Annotated in this window: 20 protein-coding genes; 9 read left to right on the top strand and 11 right to left on the bottom strand. The window is 72.4% G+C overall.

Annotation, left to right across the window (positions count from 1 at the left end; translation table 11 throughout):
• Positions 1-50: 50 nt before the first annotated feature.
• From CRP52_RS28480 to CRP52_RS28460, 5 genes are all read right to left on the bottom strand, one after another.
• A complete protein-coding gene (locus CRP52_RS28480) occupies positions 51-1,607 on the bottom strand; it encodes a M1 family metallopeptidase (RefSeq protein ID WP_097239006.1) in 1,557 nt (518 codons plus the stop codon).
• Between the two features lie 185 nt (positions 1,608-1,792).
• Positions 1,793-2,665 (bottom strand): sulfurtransferase, encoded by an 873-nt coding sequence (locus CRP52_RS28475; protein ID WP_097239005.1) that lies wholly within the window; start codon positions 2,663-2,665, stop codon positions 1,793-1,795.
• Positions 2,666-2,830: 165 nt separating this feature from the next.
• Positions 2,831-3,913 carry a class I SAM-dependent methyltransferase gene (locus tag CRP52_RS28470; RefSeq protein WP_097239004.1) on the bottom strand — a complete coding sequence of 361 codons (1,083 nt, stop codon included), beginning with the start codon at positions 3,911-3,913 and terminating at the stop codon, positions 2,831-2,833.
• A 152-nt stretch (positions 3,914-4,065) separates the two neighbouring features.
• Complete coding sequence (locus CRP52_RS28465) at positions 4,066-4,392, bottom strand: hypothetical protein (protein ID WP_097239003.1); 327 nt, start codon at positions 4,390-4,392, stop codon at positions 4,066-4,068.
• Positions 4,393-4,553: 161 nt separating this feature from the next.
• Positions 4,554-5,180, bottom strand: a complete 627-nt coding sequence (locus CRP52_RS28460; protein WP_097239002.1) for a polysaccharide deacetylase family protein — start codon at positions 5,178-5,180, stop codon at positions 4,554-4,556.
• Positions 5,181-5,638: 458 nt separating this feature from the next.
• Here CRP52_RS28460 and CRP52_RS28455 point away from each other — a divergent pair, with 458 nt between their 5' ends.
• Entirely contained in the window at positions 5,639-6,496 is an 858-nt protein-coding gene (locus CRP52_RS28455; protein ID WP_097239001.1) for an SAM-dependent methyltransferase, read from the top strand.
• Between the two features lie 42 nt (positions 6,497-6,538).
• On the opposite strand, the gene CRP52_RS28450 is transcribed toward CRP52_RS28455, so the two are convergent.
• The gene (locus tag CRP52_RS28450) at positions 6,539-7,408 is read right to left on the bottom strand and encodes an Fpg/Nei family DNA glycosylase (protein ID WP_097239000.1); all 870 of its coding nucleotides are present in this window, start codon (positions 7,406-7,408) and stop codon (positions 6,539-6,541) included.
• A 167-nt stretch (positions 7,409-7,575) separates the two neighbouring features.
• Between CRP52_RS28450 and CRP52_RS28445 the strand changes: the two genes are divergently transcribed.
• The 5 genes from CRP52_RS28445 to CRP52_RS28425 all read left to right on the top strand — a co-directional run bounded on the left by CRP52_RS28445 (position 7,576) and on the right by CRP52_RS28425 (position 10,982).
• Positions 7,576-8,037: an SRPBCC family protein gene (locus CRP52_RS28445; RefSeq protein ID WP_097238999.1), complete on the top strand. Its 462-nt coding sequence runs from the start codon at positions 7,576-7,578 to the stop codon at positions 8,035-8,037.
• A gap of 80 nt (positions 8,038-8,117) precedes the next feature.
• Positions 8,118-8,795 carry a hypothetical protein gene (locus CRP52_RS28440; protein WP_143685844.1) on the top strand — a complete coding sequence of 226 codons (678 nt, stop codon included), beginning with the start codon at positions 8,118-8,120 and terminating at the stop codon, positions 8,793-8,795.
• Between the two features lie 93 nt (positions 8,796-8,888).
• Positions 8,889-9,683, top strand: a complete 795-nt coding sequence (locus tag CRP52_RS28435) for a DsbA family protein (RefSeq protein ID WP_097238997.1) — start codon at positions 8,889-8,891, stop codon at positions 9,681-9,683.
• Positions 9,680-10,330 carry a vitamin K epoxide reductase family protein gene (locus CRP52_RS28430; RefSeq protein WP_097238996.1) on the top strand — a complete coding sequence of 217 codons (651 nt, stop codon included), beginning with the start codon at positions 9,680-9,682 and terminating at the stop codon, positions 10,328-10,330. Before CRP52_RS28435 ends, CRP52_RS28430 begins: the two co-directional genes overlap by 4 nt.
• A 67-nt stretch (positions 10,331-10,397) precedes the next feature.
• Entirely contained in the window at positions 10,398-10,982 is a 585-nt protein-coding gene (locus CRP52_RS28425) for a dihydrofolate reductase family protein (protein WP_097238995.1), read from the top strand.
• A 37-nt stretch (positions 10,983-11,019) separates the two neighbouring features.
• Here CRP52_RS28425 and CRP52_RS28420 read toward each other — a convergent pair whose 3' ends face one another.
• From CRP52_RS28420 to CRP52_RS28410, 3 genes are all read right to left on the bottom strand, one after another.
• On the bottom strand, positions 11,020-12,003 hold the full coding sequence (locus tag CRP52_RS28420) for an adenosine deaminase (RefSeq protein ID WP_097238994.1): 984 nt from the start codon (positions 12,001-12,003) through the stop codon (positions 11,020-11,022).
• 70 nt (positions 12,004-12,073) lie between these two features.
• The gene (locus CRP52_RS28415) at positions 12,074-13,366 is read right to left on the bottom strand and encodes an MFS transporter (protein WP_218893207.1); all 1,293 of its coding nucleotides are present in this window, start codon (positions 13,364-13,366) and stop codon (positions 12,074-12,076) included.
• Positions 13,363-13,974, bottom strand: coding sequence for an ArsR/SmtB family transcription factor (locus tag CRP52_RS28410; RefSeq protein WP_097238993.1), 612 nt, complete (start codon positions 13,972-13,974; stop codon positions 13,363-13,365). The genes CRP52_RS28415 and CRP52_RS28410 overlap by 4 nt, the downstream gene beginning before the upstream one ends.
• 155 nt (positions 13,975-14,129) lie before the next feature.
• Here CRP52_RS28410 and CRP52_RS28405 point away from each other — a divergent pair, with 155 nt between their 5' ends.
• Positions 14,130-14,411 (top strand): DUF6158 family protein, encoded by a 282-nt coding sequence (locus CRP52_RS28405; protein ID WP_051829638.1) that lies wholly within the window; start codon positions 14,130-14,132, stop codon positions 14,409-14,411.
• A gap of 164 nt (positions 14,412-14,575) precedes the next feature.
• A complete protein-coding gene (locus CRP52_RS28400; RefSeq protein WP_097238992.1) occupies positions 14,576-15,964 on the top strand; it encodes an NADP-dependent succinic semialdehyde dehydrogenase in 1,389 nt (462 codons plus the stop codon).
• 48 nt (positions 15,965-16,012) lie between these two features.
• Here the strand turns inward: CRP52_RS28400 and CRP52_RS28395 are convergent, their stop codons facing one another.
• Together CRP52_RS28395 and ku are read right to left on the bottom strand one after the other, a co-directional pair.
• Positions 16,013-16,294, bottom strand: a complete 282-nt coding sequence (locus CRP52_RS28395; protein ID WP_097238991.1) for a hypothetical protein — start codon at positions 16,292-16,294, stop codon at positions 16,013-16,015.
• A 51-nt stretch (positions 16,295-16,345) separates the two neighbouring features.
• Entirely contained in the window at positions 16,346-17,362 is a 1,017-nt protein-coding gene (gene ku / locus CRP52_RS28390) for a non-homologous end joining protein Ku (protein WP_097238990.1), read from the bottom strand.
• A gap of 159 nt (positions 17,363-17,521) precedes the next feature.
• Between ku and CRP52_RS28385 the strand changes: the two genes are divergently transcribed.
• Positions 17,522-17,770 carry a hypothetical protein gene (locus tag CRP52_RS28385; RefSeq protein ID WP_143685843.1) on the top strand — a complete coding sequence of 83 codons (249 nt, stop codon included), beginning with the start codon at positions 17,522-17,524 and terminating at the stop codon, positions 17,768-17,770.
• Positions 17,771-17,925 lie beyond the last annotated feature (155 nt).

Here is a 17,925-nt window from a genome sequence, read left to right as displayed (position 1 = left end):
GCGAGCGGCCGGCCGGGCCGCGCCCGTCACCTCGGCACAAAGTGCGGGCGTCAGTGCCCCGCGTCGTGCAGCGAGTTGGTCTCCTGGATCTTCTTCCAGGACTTGGGCTCCGCCGGCACCTGCGCAGCCTTGCCCGCAGCCGCACCTGCACCACCCGCATCCGCTCCCGCTCCCGGCGCGAGCGAGGCCGCCGCAGCGGTGCCCGCCGGCACCGGCCCGGTGGCCGGCTTCGCGGCGGTGAACAGCCAGGTGTCGAAGAGGTCGCCGAGCTTCTTGCCGGAGACCTTCTCGGCGTACGCCCGGAACTCCGGGATGGTGGCGTTGCCGTAGCGGCGCTCGGTCGGCCAGCCCTTGAGGATCGCGAAGAACTTCTCGTCCCCGACGGCGTTGCGCAGCGCCTGGATGGCGACCGCACCGCGGTCGTACACGGCGCCCGCGAACTGGTTGTCGGGGCCCGGGTCGCCCGGCTTGACGGTCCAGAACTTGTCGTCGGCCGGGTGCGAGGCGTAGACGTAGTCGGCCAGCTCCTGCGCGGTGCCCTCGTTCTCGTGCTCGGACCAGAGGAACTGCGCGTACCGGGCGAAGCCCTCGTTGAGCCAGATGTCGCTCCAGCGCGAGAGCGAGACGCTGTCGCCGTACCACTGGTGGGCCAGCTCGTGCACGACCACCGAGGTGTTGGAGCCCTTGGCGAACTGCCGGGGGCTGTAGAAGACCCGGGTCTGGGTCTCCAGCGCGAAGCCGGTCGGCACGTTGGGGACGTAGCCGCCGACCGAGCTGAACGGGTAGTCGCCGAAGTAGCCGCTCAGCCAGTCGACCAGTTCGCCGGTGCGCTCGACGCTCGCCTTGGCCGCGTCCGCGTTGTCGCCGAGGTCCTTGCTGTACGCGTTGTAGACCGGCAGCCCGCTCGGCGTGGTGTCGGTGGTGACGTCGAACTTGCCGACCGCGAGGGTGGCCAGGTACGTCGCCTGCGGCTTGTTCTCGCGCCAGCTGTAGCGGGTCCAGCCGGCCTGCGAGGAGGTGCCGGCCAGGATGCCGTTGCTGATGACCTGGTTGCCGTCCGGCACCAGCACCGAAATGTCGAAGGTGGCCTTGTCGCTCGGGTGGTCGTTGCTGGGGAACCACCACCACGCCGACTCGGGCTCGCCGGCGGCCACCGCGCCGTCCGGCGTGCGCAGCCAGGCGGTGAAGCCGTACTTCTTCACGGTGGACGGCACGCCCTTGTAGCGGACCACCACGGTGGCCTGGCTGCCCTTGGCGAGCGGCCGGGCGGGGGTGACCTCCAGCTCCTGCTCGCCGCTGGTCCGGAAGGTCGCGGGCCGTCCGTTGACCCGTACCTCGGAGACGTCCAGCCCGAAGTCGAGGTTGAACCGGGAGAGGTCCTGGGTCGCCGTGGCCAGGAGGGTGGTGGTGCCTTCGAGTTCATCGGTGGCGGGCTGATACTTCAGCCGGATGTCGTAGTGGGAGACGCGGTATCCGCCGTTGCCGTAGGTCGGGTAATAGGAGTCGCCGACCCCGGCCGCACCGGGTTGGAAGTCGGATGCCGAGGCGGGAACGGCCAGGAAAAGGCTCAGGGCACTGGCAGCAGAGACGATCAGCCTCTTGCGCACGTGGTCCTCCAGGGATCACCGGAACGATGGGTTGGATCGATCCTTGTCCCGGCGGTGCCCGCTCCACTCCCCAATCGTGAGATGTTCATGAAAAGAAACGCGCCGAAATGACGCCGTCGCGGCACGGCCGCAACGGCGTCACGATCCCCACCCGCACCCCCAACCCCTCAGGCCCCACCCGCCCCTCAGGCCCCGAGCACCACCGGCGCCCGCACCAGCGATCCGTACTCCGTCCACGAGCCGTCGTAGTTCTTCACGTGCGGGTACCCCAGCAGCTCGGTGAGGGTGAACCAGGTGTGCGCGGACCGCTCGCCGATCCGGCAGTAGGCGATCACCTCGCGCTCCGCCTCCACCCCCCGGCCCCCGTACAGCGCCCGCAGCTCCTCCGCCGAGCGGAACGACCCGTCGTCGTTGGCCGCCTGCGACCACGGGATGTTGACCGCCCCCGGGATGTGCCCCGGCACCTGCGCCTGCTCCTGCGGCAGGTGCGGCGGCGCGATCAGCTCGCCCCGGAACTCGGCCGGCGAGCGGACGTCCACCAGCACCGCGTCCGCGCCGGGTTTGGCGAACACCTCGGCCTTGGCCAGCACCTCGTCCCGCATCGCCCGCAGCTCCGGCCGCTCGGGCCCGGTCAGCCGGTAGCCGGTGTGCTGGTAGTCCATCACCTCCTGGACGAGCTCCCGGCCCTCCAGCTCCCACTTCTTGCGCCCGCCGTCCAGCAGCCGCACCGGCCCGAAGCCGCGCAGCCGCAGCAGCCAGTAGGCGTACGCGGCGAACCAGTTGTTGTTGCCGCCGTACAGCACCACGGTGGTGTCGTCCTCCACCCCGGCCGCCCGCAGCAGGTGCTGGACGCCCTCGCGGTCGGCGTAGTCCCGGCCGACCCGGCTGTGCAGGTCGGTGTTCCAGTTCCAGCCGACCGCGCCGGGGATGTGGTCCCGGTCGTACGCGGTGGTGTCCTCGTCAACCTCGACGATCCGGATCGTCCCGTCGTCGAGGTGGTGGGACAGCCACTCGGTGCCGACCAGCGCCTCGGGGTGTGCGTAGCCGTTGCCGGTCATCCCAGGCCCTCCTTCGCTCCGCCCAGGGCTGCGCCGACCGGGCCTCCGGGCGCGCACACACCGGCGCACCGCGAACGGGCCGGACACACTTCGAACGTACGTCGGAGCGCACCTCCCGGCCACCCCGGCCGGACGCCGACCGCTCCGGCCGGGCCGCGCAGCCCGTCAGCCCTTCGCCGCCCCGTCCGGCCGCGCCACGTAGTACAGGTTCAGGATGTCCCCCTCGACCCGCTTCACCCCGACCGATCCGAACCCGGCCTCGGCCAGCATCCGCCGCGCGGTCTGCTCGCCCCACACCGTCCCCAGGCCCTCCCCGCCCTCGCCGAGCGAGACCGTCATGCAGTAGAAGGTCGAGAAGGCGTAGAGGGCCGGCGCCAGCGGGTGTTCGAGGTTCTCCTCCAGCTTGCTGCTGGCGGCGACGTCGCCCATCAGGAAGACCCCGTCGGGCCGCAGCGCGCCCGCGATGGCGGCCAGGGTGCGGGTCGGCCGGGCGAGGTCGTGGATCACGTCGAACGCGGTTACCAGGTCGTACGTCCCCTCGATCGCGGCCGAGTCCGCCACCTCGAACCGGGCGTTGTCCAGCCCGAGTTCGGCCGCCGAGGCACGGGCGGCGGCGATCCCGTTCTCGGCGATGTCGATCCCGGTGACCCGGCTGGCCGGGAAGGCCTTGGCCAGCACCGTGACGGCGTGCCCCTCCCCGGTGCCGACGTCCAGGACGTCGATCCCGGCCCGCAGCCGCTCGGTCAACCCGGGCACCAGCGGCACGATCGCGTCCACCAGCGCCAGGTCGTACACCCGCGCGCTCTCCTCGGCCTGCAGCTGCTGGAAGCGCGGGTACGCCGAGTACGGCATCCCGCCGCCGGTACGGAAGTGGCCGAGCAGTTCCTGTTCGACCTCGCCCATCATCGCGAGGAAGGGCATCATGGCCGCCAGGTTGTCCGGCCCGGCCGCCCGGGTCAGTGACGCCGCGTGCTCGGGCGGCAGCACGTAGGTGTGCCGCTCGGGGTCGTACTCCACGAAGCCGGCCACGACCATGCCGCCCAGCCACTCGCGCACGTAGCGCTCGTTCAGTCCGGCGCCGCGCGCGATCTCTTCGCTGGTCGCCGGGGCCAGCCCGGCCATCAGGTCGAACAGCCCGGTCTGGTGGCCGAGGCTGGTCATCAGCCCCAGGCAGGCGTCGTTCAGGACTTCCACCATCCGCCCGGCGAACTCCTCCTGCTTCACCGCGTCCAGTTCCCGTACGGACATCGTTCCTCCTCCGTCGGCGGGGCCGTCGAAAGGCTCCGAAACGCCCTCCTTCACGCTACGCCGCCGCCGAGAGCCGCCCCAACGGACGGGCGGCCCGGTGACCGGTCACAACCGGTCACCGGGCCGCCCCCGGGTCGGTGGGGTGCTCGCCCTCAGGAGAAGACGACGGAACGCAGCTTCAGGCGGTCGCCGAGGATCTTGCCGGGGTTCATCACGTAGAAGGTGTCACCACTGCAGTCGAAGTCGAGGAAGACCGTCGCGGTGGAGGCGGTGAGGTTCTTCGGCGCGAAGGCCGGGTCCGTCTCGGTGGCGCCGAAGAGGTTGATGCACTTGCCGCTCTCGGGGTCGGCGATCCCGGCCGGGACCCCGGGGCCGACCTTGTAGAGGAAGTCGCCGATGGCGGCGTTGGCCGAGGTGGGGACGGTGAGGACGAGGGCGGCGGCGCTGGCGGCGGCGAGAACGGCGTTGCGGAGTCGCATGGATGAGGGCCTTTCAGGTGGTACGCATCGGTACCCGGTTCATTGGTGCGAATCCACCCTAGGGGCCCAAAATCCGCAGAAACGCTTCTTCCAATCCACCCGTTCGAGTGGTTTAAGCGGGAAAGCCGCGACCTCACCGCCCGCAGGAGTTCGGAGTTCCCTCAGTTGGGCGGAGCCGTGAAGAAGTACCCCGAGTCGATGAGCACCGGCAGGTACGCCTTCAGCGCCGCCACCGTCTGCGAGCGGTCCCCGCCGCCGTCGTGGTTGAGCACGATCGAGCCGGCCCGGACGTCCTTGAGGATGCAGTCGATGATCGCCGAGGTGCCCGGCCGGGACCAGTCCCTCGGGTCCACCGACCAGCCCATGTTCCGCATCCCGAGGTCCGCGGCCACCTTGAGCGAGACCGGGGACCAGTCCCCGCCCGGCGCCCGGAACCAGGTGGGCAGCCGGCCGGTGGTCCGGTGCAGCAGGTCGGAGGTGCGCTCCAGTTCCTCCCGTGCCTTGGCCTCGGAGAGGTTCCGCAGGTCGGGGTGGGTCCAGGTGTGGTTGGCGATGTGGTGGCCGCGGTCCGCGATCTCCCGCACCAGGGCCGGGTGCTCGACGGCGTTCTCGCCGATCAGGAAGAAGGTCGCCCGGATCCCGTACTGCTGGAGCAACGCCAGCACGGTCGGCGTGTACCGGGGGTCCGGCCCGTCGTCGATGGTGAGCGCCACCACCCGTCGCGCCGAGTCCAGTTCGTACACCGGCTTGCTCTCCGCCTCGGTGAGCACCTTGTGGACGGGCACCACGCCCTGGGCGGCACCCGGGGCAGCGGCACCCGGGGCAGCGGCTCCCGAGGCAGCGGCGGAGGCAGGCGCGGACGCCGCCCCCGCAGCGGCCGCCGAGGGCGCCCCCGACTGCGCGGCCGGTACCGCGCCCGGCGCCCCCTCGGGCCCGGCCGGCACCGCCGGAAGGACGGTTTCGTCAACTCCCGCCGCGGCCCCGCCCTCCCCGCCGCTCCAGGGGCTCCGGCAACCGGCGGCCGCCCCCAGCAGGGACATCCCGGCTGCGACCAGCAACAATCTTCGCGAAGTAATCTGACGATCTGACAGCATTCTTGATGCTTGCCCCGGCACTCACCGCCGCTCCCCGCCGGTGCTCCCGACGGCCCCGATCACCACTCCGACGGCCCAAGCGGGCCCGGGCCGTCAGGACCGCTACGCTGTGCCTTTCCCAGTGTGATGATCTGCCATCAGAGGACGTGGCCATGACGACAAGTCAGGACTTCCCCCAGCAGGCCCCGCAGGACGACACCGCCGAGCCGAGCCAGTGGGAACGTTTCGGCGTCGACACCACCACCCCGCACTCCGCGCGCGTGTACGACTACTGGCTGGGCGGCAAGACCAACTTCCCGCCGGACCGCGCCATGGGGCAGGCCATCGAACAGGCCGTGCCGAGCGTCAAGGAGATGGCCAAGGCCAACCGCGCCTTCCAGGGCCGGGCCGTCCGCCACCTGGCCCGGGAGCACGGCATCCGCCAGTTCCTCGACCTCGGCACCGGCATCCCCACCTCGCCCAACACCCACGAGATCGCCGAGGCCGTCAGCCCCGGCACCCGGGTCGTCTACGTCGACAACGACCCGATCGTGCTGGCCCACGCACGGGCACTGATGGTCTCCAGCCCGGCCAGCCGCACCACCTACATCCACGCCGACCTGCGCAATCCCGAGGAGCTGTTCGCCGACCCGGCGCTCACCTCCACCCTCGACCTGACCCAGCCGGTCGGCCTGCTGATGATCGCCGTGCTGATGCTGATCGCCGACGAGGACGACCCGTGGGGCCGGGTCGCCGCGCTGCGCGACGCCCTGCCCGCGGGCAGCTGCCTCGCGCTGACCACCCCCACCCCGGACTTCGACCCGGAGGCCGTCGGCAAGGTCGCCGAGGCCGCCCGGGCCGGCGGGATGACCCTGGTGCCGCGCGGCTACGACGACGTGCTCCGCTTCTTCGACGGCTGGGAGCTGGTCGAGCCGGGCGTCGCCCCGGTCCTGGCCTGGCGCCCGGACGGCGAGCCCCCGGCGGACCCGAAGGCCGCCTACTACTGGGGCGGCGTCGCCATCAAGCGCTGACCGGACCACCACCGGCCGAGGCGGGGCCGTCCGGGCCCCGCCTCACTTCAGCAGCCGCGACAGCCGCCGGTCCGCCAGCGGCTTGCCCCCGGTCTGGCAGGTCGGGCAGTACTGCAGCGAGGAGTCCGCGAAGGACACCTCCCGCACGGTGTCCCCGCACACCGGGCAGGGCTGCCCGGTCCGGCCGTGCACCCGCAGCCCGAGCTTCTTCTCCGCCTTCAGCTCCCCCGCCGCCAGCCCGCGCGATCGCTCCACCGCGTCGCGCAGCGTGCTGCCCAGCGCCTCGTACAGCCGCGCCGTCTCCTCCTCGGTGAGACTGGCCGCGATCTTGTACGGCGACATCCGGGCCGCGTGCAGCACCTCGTCCGAGTAGGCGTTGCCCACCCCCGCCAGCACGCTCTGGTCCCGCAGCACGCCCTTGATCCGGCGCCGGTCGCCGTGCAGCAGGGCGGCGAAGGCCTCCTGGGTGAAGTCCGGGTCCAGCGGGTCGGGGCCGAGCCTGGCCACGCCCGGCACCTCGGCCGGGTCCTTCACCACGTAGACCGCGAGGCCCTTCTTCGTCCCGGCCTCGGTGAGGTCGAAGCCGTCCCCGGCCTCGCCCTCCAGGCGCAGCCGCAGCGCCAGCGGGTTCTTCGGGCCGGGGTGCGGGGGCTCGGCGGGCAGGGTGTCCTTCCAGCGCAGCCAGCCGGCCCGGGCCAGGTGGACCACCAGGTGCAGCCCGCCGGCCTCGATGTCCAGGAACTTGCCGCGCCGGGTCACCGGGCCGACCGTGCGCCCCTCCAGGGCCGTCACGGGTGGGTCGTAGGTCTTCAGCGCGCTGATCGCCACCGGCTGCACCCGGGCGATCACGCGCCCGGTCAGCCGCTCGGACAGGAAGGCGCTCAACGCCTCGACCTCGGGCAGCTCCGGCATGCGCCCAGTCTCCCGCACCCCGCCGCGCGCCGCCCGCCCGCGCGCTCTCCACTGATCCCGGGCCGCCCCCCATTGGTCCCGGGCACCCCACGTGCGCCTCAGGCGCTCCCTTTGGCCCCGCCTGCCACGGAAGCGCAGGCTGGAACGGAGGGAGGTGCCCCGCCGCCATGAGCACCCTTGAGGAACAGATCGACATCGCCGCCCCCGTCCTGGCCGCCTGGGAGCAGCTGCACCGGGTGCACGAGTACCCGCGGTTCGTCGACGGCGTGCGCAGCGCCCACCCGCACGGGCGCAACCTCGCGCACCTCGGGGTGGCGGTCGGCGACGCCGAGCGCTCGGTCGACACCGAGATCACCGACCGCGGCCGGGGCCGGGTGATGGCCTGGCGGACGCTGGACTCCCTGCGGCTCAGCGGCGCCTTCGCCCTGCTGCCGCTCGACCCCCGGCACACCCGGCTGCAGATCCGGGTGGAGTACGACCCGGAGGCCGTGCACCGGGCGTTCGGCGGTCCGCGCGGCTTCGCCCAGGCCGGGGCGATCGAGCGGACGGTCCGCGCGGACCTGCGGCACTTCCGGGAGCTGGTGGAGGCCCGGGTGGGCGCCGCCGACGGCCCTCCCCAGGAGCCGTAAGGACCACATAAGCCCAGTTCAGAGCGGGTGGTGAGGCGCTTCACAGCGTTCCGCCGAGCCGACCGTTCCACGGTCGACCTGTGGCAGACTCGAATGCCATGGACATCGGCCCGGTCACCAGGACGCTCCGCGCGGCGGTCTTCGCCGCGCTGGTCGTGCTGCTCGCCGGGCTCGGCCAGGTACTGGTCACCGGCCGGGCGCTGCCGCTCGGCCCGATGGTGGTGGCCTCGACCGCCGTGTTCACCGTCGCCTTCGCGCTGGCCGGTCGTGAGCGCGGCTACCCGGCGGTCGCCGCGGTGTTCCTGCCGCTGGAGCTGGGGGTCAGCGCACTCTTCGACCTCGCCCAGCGCAGCTGCCCGTCCCTGCCGCCCGGTGCCGGGCACGGCCTCCAGCCGCTGCTCTGCGGCGGCGGTTCGCTGGGCGGTTTCCTGCTCGGCCACGGGGTCTCCCAGCAGACCGGCGTGCTGCTGCTCCTGCTGCTGCACTCGGTGATCGCCCTGGCCGGGGCGTACTGGCTGCGCCGCGCGGACGCCGCGCTGGCCGGCCTCGCCCGGACCGTCCGGATGCTGGGCGAGTTCCTGCACCGGCACCTCCCGGCGGCGGCCCGCTGGCTGCTGCTGCTCGCCGCGCCCGTCCCGGCCCGTCCGGTGGCCCGGGTGCCGTTCCCCGGGGCCAGCCGCGCGCTGGTCCCCGCCGAGGACGTCCTCGTCCGTCCGGCCGTCCGGCGCGGTCCGCCGCTGTTCGCCCTGGCCGCCTGAGCAGTCCCTCCGCTCGGCCGCCCTCTCTCCCCGGCGCAGACGCCGTTCCGTCGCGCCCGCCCCCGTACGTCAGAGAGCACAGGACGACACCCCATGAGCAACACCCGTAAGACCGACAAGAAGACGTCCGCCACCGAGCGCATGCGCTCCGCCCGGGTCCGGGCCGAGCGTTCCGACCGGATCCGCCGCCGGGTCGTGGTCGGCGCAGCCTCGGCCGCCGTGCTCGCGCTCGCGGCGGGCGTGGCCTTCGCCGTCGGCGGCTCCTCCGGCTCCGGTTCGGACGCCGCCGCGAACGGCCCGCTGGTCGTCCCCGCCAACGCGACCGGCTCGAACGGCACCGTGATCACCTACGGCAAGGCGGACGCGCCGCACACCCTGGAGGTCTACGAGGACTTCCGCTGCCCGTTCTGCGAGCAGCTGGAGACCACCACCGGCCCGACCGTCCAGCAGCTCGCGGACGCCGGCACGTACAAGATCGAGTACCACCTGGCGACGTTCCTCGACAAGAACCTCGGCGGCAAGGGCTCGCGCACCGCGCTGGCCGCCGCCGGCGCCGCATTGAACGAGGGCGTGGACAAGTTCAAGCAGTTCCACGACGTGCTCTACGCCAACCAGCCCGACGAGCGCAGCGACGCCTTCGGCGACGTCAACCGCCTCCTGGAACTGGCCGGCCAGGTGCCCGGGCTGAAGACCGACTCCTTCGTCAAGGCCGTCCAGGACGGCACCTACGCGCCGTGGGCCGCCAAGGTCAACGAGGAGTTCGACAAGAGCGACGTGACCGGCACTCCGACCGTCAAGCTGGACGGCAAGAAGCTGGACGTCCTGACCAACGGCAAGGCCGTCTCGCCCGAGCAGTTCACCGCGCTGGTCAAGCAGGTGACCGGGTGACGCCCGCTGCTCCCGAGGCCGCCACCCCCGAAGCCACCGACCCCGCCGAGCGGACGACGTACGGCGCGAGCCGCCCGTTCGCCTGGCTGCTGCTGGTCGGCGGTGCGGTCGGCCTGTTCGCCTCGGCGGTCCTCACCCTGGACAAGATCCGGCTGCTGAAGGACCCGTCGTACGTCCCCAGCTGCAACATCAATCCGATCATCAGCTGCGGTTCGATCATGCGCAGCGCGCAGGCCGAGGCCTTCGGCTTCCCCAACTCGCTGATCGGGCTGGTCGCCTTCGGGGTGGCCGTCGCGGTCGGCGCCGGGCTGCTCGCGGGTGCGAGGTACCGGCGCTGGTTCTGGCTCGGCTTGCAGGCCGGGACGGTCTTCGGGATCGGCTTCGTGAGCTGGCTGATGTACCAGGCGCTCTACCGGATCGGCGCGCTCTGCCCGTACTGCATGGTGGTGTGGGCCGCGGTGATCCCGCTGTTCTGGTACACCACGCTGCACAACCTGCGCTCGGGCGTGATCCCGGTGGGCCCGCGCCTGCGGGTGGTCGTCCGGGAGGCGGCCCGCTACCACTGGGTCGTCCCGGCGCTGGGGTACGCGGTCGTCGCGCTGCTGGTCCTCAACCGGTTCTGGTACTACTGGAGCACCCTGATCTGATCCCCCGTCCGCCGCCCTCCCGCGCCACGCGGGGAGGGCGGCGGACCATTCCTCCCGGTGGGGTGCCATGCGCCGCAGGATCGTCCTCTTCGTCTCGCTCTCGGTCGACGGCTACTTCGAGGGCCCGGACCACGACCTCAGCTGGAACCTGGTCGACGACGAGGTCCACACCCACTTCAACCGGGAGCTCGCCCGGATGGGTGGTTTCGTCTCCGGCCGGGTGACGCACGAGCTGATGGCCTCCGTCTGGCCCACCGCCGACCAGGATCCGGCCGCCGACGGCCCGATGCGCGAGTTCGCCGGCATCTGGCGCGCCATGCCGAAGACGGTCTTCTCCCGCACCCTCGACCACGCCGACTGGAACACCACGATCGTCCGCGAGGTCACCCCCGAGTCGATCGCCGCCCTCACCGCCGGCCCCGGCGGCGACCTCTCCCTCAGCGGCGCGAACCTCGTCGAGTCCTTCCTCGCCCAGGACCTGGTCGACGAGTTCCGCCTCTACGTCCACCCCGTCGTCCTCGGCCGCGGCACCCTGTTCTTCCGCCCCACCGGCCGCCCCACCCCGCTCACCCTGCAGGACACCCACCGCTTCACCAACGGCGTCACCCTGAACCACTACGTGCGCAGCGGCCCGTCCCCCCTCGACGGGTGACGGGCCGCTGCGGCAGGCGCTTCCGGACCGGGGCCGACTAGAAGACGAACTCCTCGACCTCGGCGAGGAGTTCGGCCCGGCGGCGGTCGCTGATGAACGAGGCGCGGAAGGAGTTGGCGGCCAGTCGGCGCAGGGTGTCCTGGTCGAGGCCGAGGGCGGCGTGGACGGCGCGGAAGTTGTCCTCGACGTAGCCGCCGAAGTACGCCGGGTCGTCGGAGTTGACGGTGACCAGCAGGCCGGCCTCCAGCATCTCCCGCAGCGGGTGGTCGGCCAGCGTGTCGATGCAGCGCAGGCGGACGTTGGAGAGCGGGCAGAGGGTCAGCGGGATCTGCTCGCGGACCAGCCGGGCGACCAGCTCGCCGTCTTCCAGGCAGCGCAGCCCGTGGTCGATGCGCTCCACGCCGAGGACGTCCAGCGCCTCGGTGATGTACGAGGCCGGGCCCTCCTCCCCCGCGTGGGCGACGCGCCGCAGCCCGGCCTCCGCGGCCCGGCGGTACACCTCGCGGAACTTCGCCGGCGGGTTGCCGACCTCGGCCGAGTCCAGGCCGATGCCCGCGATCCGGTCGAAGTACGGCCGGGCGGCCTCGAAGGTCTCCAGCGCGGAGTCGGCGGACTCGTCCCGCAGGAAGCACATGATCAGCTGGGTGCTGATCCCGTACCGCTCCTCGCTGCGCTCCAGCGCCCGGGTCAGGCCGTCCACCACCACGCCCAGCGGCACCCCGCGGGCGGTGTGCGCCTGCGGGTCGAAGAAGATCTCCGCGTGCCGCACGCCCTGCTCGGCGGCCCGCGCCAGGTAGGCGTCGGCGAGGTCGGCGAAGTCCTCCTCGGTGCGCAGCACGGCCATCAGCGCGTAGTACAGGTCCAGGAAGGACTGCAGGTCGCTGAAGGAGTACGCGGTGCGCAGCTCCTCGGTGTCGGCGAACGGCAGCCGGACCCCGTTGCGGGCGGCGAGCTCGAAGGCGAGCTCGGGCTCCAGGGTGCCTTCGATGTGCAGGTGGAGTTCGGCCTTGGGAAGCGGCATCAGCGATCTGTCCGAGCGGTAGCGGGGGGAACCCGAAGGTACGGATGAATTCATCCTACGATCCGGGCGATCATCGCACCGCCTCCGCGGCTCCGGTCGGCAGTTCCCGGACCGTGCGCAGCGGAGACAGCAGCGGCAGCGCCGCGCACAGCGCCAGCAGTCCGGTCATCACCCACATGGTGGCGCGCAGGCCGATCACCGCGCCCAGCGCGCCGCCGGCCAGGGCGCCGAGCGGGATGGTGGCGTGGTTGGCGCACATCGACGTGGCGGCGACCCGGCTGAGCAGCGCCGGCGGGAGGTAGGACTGCCGGAAGCTGTCGAGCACGACGTTGCAGAACACCACCGCCGCGACCACGACCAGCGCCCCCACCAGGTACAGCAGCATCCCGGGGCCCGGTCCGGCCAGGGCCATCAGCATGCCGAAGGGCGACAGCGCAACCAGCACGGTCCGGAGCGCGCGGGCCGTGCCGAGCCGTCGGCACAGCGGCCGGGCGGCCAGCGCGCCGAGCACTCCGCCGACCGCGCCGGCCGAGGCGAGCCCGCCGACCCAGCCCGGGGCGACTCCGGCCTCCCGGATCAGGAACAGCGCGGTGATCGACTGGTAGCCGGTGAGCGCGAAGTTGGCGGCCGCACCGTAGAGCGTGAAGGAGCGCAGGTAGGGGTCGCGCAGCAGGAAGACGAGACCCTCGCGGGCCTGGCGCAACGTCCCCTCGGCCGCGGTTCCGGCCGGGGCGGGGCGGGGCCTGGCCCTGATCCTCAGCAGGGTGACGGTCGCGACCAGGAAGCTCGCGGCGTCGGCGAGCAGCCCGGTCGTCGCGCCGAGCAGCTGGACGGTCAGGCCCGCCAGTCCGCGCCCCGCCACCGCGGCCGCCGAGGCGCTGCCCTGCAGCTTGGCGTTGCCCTCGATCAGGTCCTCGGGCGCCACCAGCTCGGGCAGGTAGGCCTCGAAGGCGGCGTCGAAGAACACCGAGGAGACCCCGGTCGACACGGCGACCACCAGCAGCTGCGCCAGGGTGAGCGCCCCGAACCAGCCGGCCACCGGCACGCTCGCGAACAGGACGGCGGAGGCGAGGTTGCAGGCGATCATCACGGTCCGTCGGGGCACCCGGCCGACCCAGACTCCGGCCGGCAGGCCGAACACCAGCCACGGCAGCCAGACCGCGGCGGTCAGCGCGCCCGTCGCGAGCGGTCCGGCGTCCAGTGCCAGCACTGCGACCAGCGGCAAGGCCACGGAGGTGATGTTGCTGCCCAGTTTGCTGACGGTCTCGCCCGCCCAGAGCAGCCGGAAGTCGCGCCGGGCGAACAGACCCCAGCGCGAGCGGGCCCTCCCGGACGCCCGCTCCGGGGCCAGGACCGCGCTCACGGCTTGGCCGGGACGCTGTGGGCGAAGGCGAGGACGGTCTCGCGCTCGCACCCGTCCTCGGGCACCGGCCGGTTCGCCCACTTCTGGATCACCTCGTGCAGGTCCGCCGCCAGGCTCCGGGCCTCCTCCGGGGTGAGCCGCAGCCAGGCCTGGGTGGCCACCGAGCAGCCGTCCCGCCAGTCGGGCCGGTACCCGGCGCGCCGCACGGCCCATTCGCGGACCAGCTCGACCTGGCGCTCCAGCAGGATCGATCCGGCTGCGTCGGCGACCGCCTCGGTGACCGGGTCGCCGTCGAAGTCGGCCCTGGTCCAGCTGAGTTCACGGTCCGCGCGGCGCCACCACCGCTCGCGCCTGGTCCGGGCGAGCTCGGGCGCCTCCTCGATCAGTCCGCTCTCGGCCAGCACCTTCAGGTGATGGCTGACGTTGCCCACCGCCTGCTCGGTGCGCTCGGCCAGCTTCCCGACCGTGGCGGGGCCGTCCACCTTGAGGAGGTCGAGCAGCCGGCGGCGCAGCGGGTGGGTGAGGGCGGCGAGCACCCGGGAGTCCTGGATCTCCCGGGCGCCGCGCGGCTCGTCCGTCGGATCGGTCGGATCGGTCGTGTCGGTCATGCCCGGAGACTACCAACAAGATCTCTTGTACGATATTCCTTTTACAACTCTCCTTGTTGATACATCCGCACCACCCGCCCCGGGATCGAACGGGTGCACCGGCGGCGGTCGGCGGGCACCCTGTAGGAGGGGACTTCCGCCGAGGAGGCACCGAGATGCGGCACGCCGACGACCCGCACATCCGGCCCGCGGGCATCTCCCCGCACGCCCTGGGCAACGACACGCTCCTGCACGAGCTGGAGCAGTTGCACCGCACGCGCCACGAGACCTTCCTGTACGGCTCGGAGGACGCGCTGAAACGGCACACGCTGCGCACCGGGGAGCTGGAGGCCGAGTACCTGCACCGCTTCCCCAACCGGCAGGTCACCGCGGCCAGGACCAGGGCCGGTGCCCGGGCCAGGGAGGCGGCGGCCCGGGTGGAGTCACTGCCGGAGTGACCGGCCCCGTCCGCCGATGTGACCGGCGCCGCCCGCCGGAGTGACCGGCCCCGTCCGCGCACCCGGCGGGACACGCCGGGCGCGCCGTGGCGTGCCCGGAGCCGGGCCGTCGGGGAGGGTGTGAGGGCAGACGCACCGGACCCAGACCCCCTCGGGAGCCCCGCATGCCCATCGCCAGCGTCAACCCCGCGACCGGCGAGACCCTGCAGACCTTCGAACCGCTCGACGCGGCCGGGATCGAACAGCGGTTGGCCCGCGCCGAGGCCGCCTTCCACAGCTATCGCAGCACGCCGTTCCCGGTCCGCGCCGGACTGATGCTCGCCGCGGCCGACCTGCTGGACCAGGACCTGGAGGCGGTCGCCCGCACCATGACGGAGGAGATGGGCAAGCCGCTCGCCGCCTCCCGGGCCGAGGCCGCCAAGTGCGCGAAGGCGATGCGCTGGTACGCCGAGAACGCCGAGGCGCTGCTGGCCGACGAGCAGCCGGCCCCGGCCGACGTCGCCGACTCCGGGGCCGCCCGGGCTTACGTCCGCTACCGCCCGATCGGACCGGTGCTGGCCGTGATGCCGTGGAACTTCCCGTTCTGGCAGGTGATCCGGTTCGCCGCACCGGCCCTGATGGCGGGCAACGTCGGCCTGCTCAAGCACGCGTCCAACGTGCCGCGCACGGCGGTGGCGATCGAGGAGCTGTTCCGGCGGGCCGGCTTCCCGGAGGGCTGCTTCCAGACCCTGCTGATCGGCTCGGGCGCGGTCGAGGGCGTGATCCGGGACCGCCGGGTCGCCGCCGTCACCCTCACCGGCAGCGAGCCGGCCGGGCGGGCGGTCGCGGCCACCGCGGCGGACGAGGTCAAGAAGGCCGTGCTGGAGCTGGGCGGCAGCGACCCGTTCGTCGTCCTGCCGAGCGCCGACCTGGACGCGGCGGTGCGCACGGCCGTCCGGGCCCGGGTGCAGAACAACGGCCAGTCCTGCATCGCCGCCAAGCGCTTCATCGTGCACACCGACGTCTACGACCGCTTCACCGCCGGCTTCACCGCGGCGATGCAGGCGCTGCGGGTCGGCGATCCGATGGACGAGGCCACCGACGTGGGCCCGCTGGCCAGCCGCCAGGGCCGGGACGACCTGGAGGAGCTGGTCGAGGACGCCCGGACGCACGGCGCCCGGGTGGAGTGCGGCGGCGGGCGCCCGGAGGGCTGGGACAGCGGCTGGTTCTACGAGCCGACGGTGCTGACCGGCATCACCCCGGCGATGCGGATCCACCAGGAGGAGACCTTCGGCCCGGTCGCCACCGTCTACCGGGTCGCCGACCTGGACGAGGCCGTCGCGGTCGCCAACGACACCCCGTTCGGCCTCAGCGCCAACGTCTGGACGACCGACGGGGCCGAACAGGAGCGCTTCGTGCGCGACATCCAGGCCGGCGGGGTGTTCTTCAACGGGATGACCGCCTCCCACCCGGCGCTGCCGTTCGGCGGCGTCAAGCGCTCCGGCTTCGGGCGGGAGCTGTCCGGGCACGGGATCCGGGAGTTCTGCAACGTCACCACGGTGTGGATCGGCTGAGTCGTCCCGGACCCCGCCCTCCGGCCGCTTCGGGAACGCCCGGCCGGGTCAGGCCGCCATCCGGTGCCTGCCCTGGCCGGGCGTCATCCAGCGGGCGAGCACGCCGCCCATGGCGACGACCGTCAGCCCCCAGAAGATCGCCAGCACGACCAGCACCCACAGCTGGCTCACCTGGACGGCGACCATGCCCAGGCCGACCGAGAGCGCGACCATGATCGTCACCACGGTCGGGCTGAGGGTGAGCAGCCAGACCCAGGCCCGGTGCCCGAAGCTCTGGTTGCGCTGGGCTTCGGGGCGGGATTCGACTTCCTTGTAGGTCAGCAGGTCCATCGGGATCGCCTCCAATGCTGGACGGGAGGGAAGGCCTGGCCCAGGGACGGGTCAGGAGGCCTTGCGGGGAGCCGCGGACTTCCGGCTCGTGGTCTTCTTCGCCGCGGAGGCCGTCTTGGTCGCCGACCCCTTCGCCGGCGTCTTCGCCTCCGACGTCTTCTTCGCGGCGGTCTTCTTCGCGGCCGCGGCGGTCTTCTTCGCGGGGGCGCGCTTGCGCGGCGCGGGCTCCTCCTCCGGTTCCGCCTCGGGTTCCGCCTCCGCCGCCCCGGCCGGACCGCGCCCGCCCTTGGGCCCGCCCTTGGCCTGCTTGAGGCTGCTGCGCAGCGCCTCCATCAGGTCGATGACGTTGTCCGGGGCCTCGCCCGCCTCCTCCTCGTGCGGGATCTCCACGCCCTCCAGCCGCGCCGTGATCACCTGTTGCAGCGCCTGCTGGTAGTCGTCGTGCAGCTGGGACAGGTCGAAGTCCTCGGAGAGGGTGTCCATCAGCGACCGCGCCATCTTGAGCTCCTGCGGCCGGACGGTGACACCCTCCTCGGGTGCGATCCCGGCCGCCGGGCGGACCTCGTCGGGCCAGATGCAGGTCTGCAGCACCAGCGTGTTGTCGTGCACCCGCAGCACCGCGGGGGACTCCCGGGTGCGCAGCGCGATCTTGGTGACGGCGATCTGCCCGGAGTCGGTGAGCGCGTCGCGCAGCAGGGCGTACGGCTTGGCGGCGGCCTTGTCGGCGACGCCCACGTAGTAGGCCTTGGAGAACATCAGCGGATCGATCTCGCCCTCGTCCACGAAGGCCAGCACGTCGATGACCTTCTTGCTCGGCAGCGGCAGGTCGGCCAGGTCCTCGTCGCTGAGCGTGACGGTCCGCCCGTCGGGGGACTCGTAACCCTTGGCGATCTCCGCGTACGGGACCTCCTTCTCCTCCCGCTCGCAGTACCGCTTCATCCGCACCCGGCCGCCGTCCTTGGCGTGCACCTGGTGCAGCGGGACGTCGTGCTCCTGCGTCGCGGAGTAGAGGTGGACGGGGATGCTGACCAGCCCGAAGCTGATCGTCCCCTTCCAGGTGGTCTGCATGGGGTCGCTCCTGACCGGCGCCGGGAACCGACCGCGCCGAGAACGCTCGGGGAATGCCCTCGGGGGGTGCTCCGACGAGTGCCCCGAGAGTCCCACTCTGCTCTGGTTTGCCCCGATCGGCCACACCGCGCCGACAATGGGCCGAGGAGGTCGATGCGGATGTCCGCCACACCCCGGCCCGGCCACGCTCCGCCACCGGACCGCACGACGTACCGGGTGACCTACACCGCGTTCGGCGACGGCCGGGTGCGCGAGGACGAGGTCACGCTGGTGCCCGGCTACTCGCGGGAGGACGACATCCCGCGGATCCTCGCCGCCCGGCTCGCCGGCCGACTCGCCGCCCGCCCGAGTGGACTCCGCCCGGCGCGGCGCCCGGAGGTCGTCGTCCTCGATGTGAGCGAGATCTGACCTCCTACACCTTCCCGTGACCTGACTATGTGTCAGATCTGAGCTTTTCCGACCCCCATTACACCGGCCCTGACCTGGGCTTTTATGTCCGGTGAGCGAACAGTTATCAAAGGATTGTTCCGATACTCGGGCGTAGAAGTTAGGTTGCACCGCAA

The sequence above is a fragment of the Streptomyces sp. 1331.2 genome, assembly GCF_900199205.1.
Lineage (GTDB): Bacteria > Actinomycetota > Actinomycetes > Streptomycetales > Streptomycetaceae > Kitasatospora.
The sequence above is the reverse complement of the archived record's forward strand: the minus strand, read 5'-3'. Positions and strand labels throughout refer to the sequence as shown.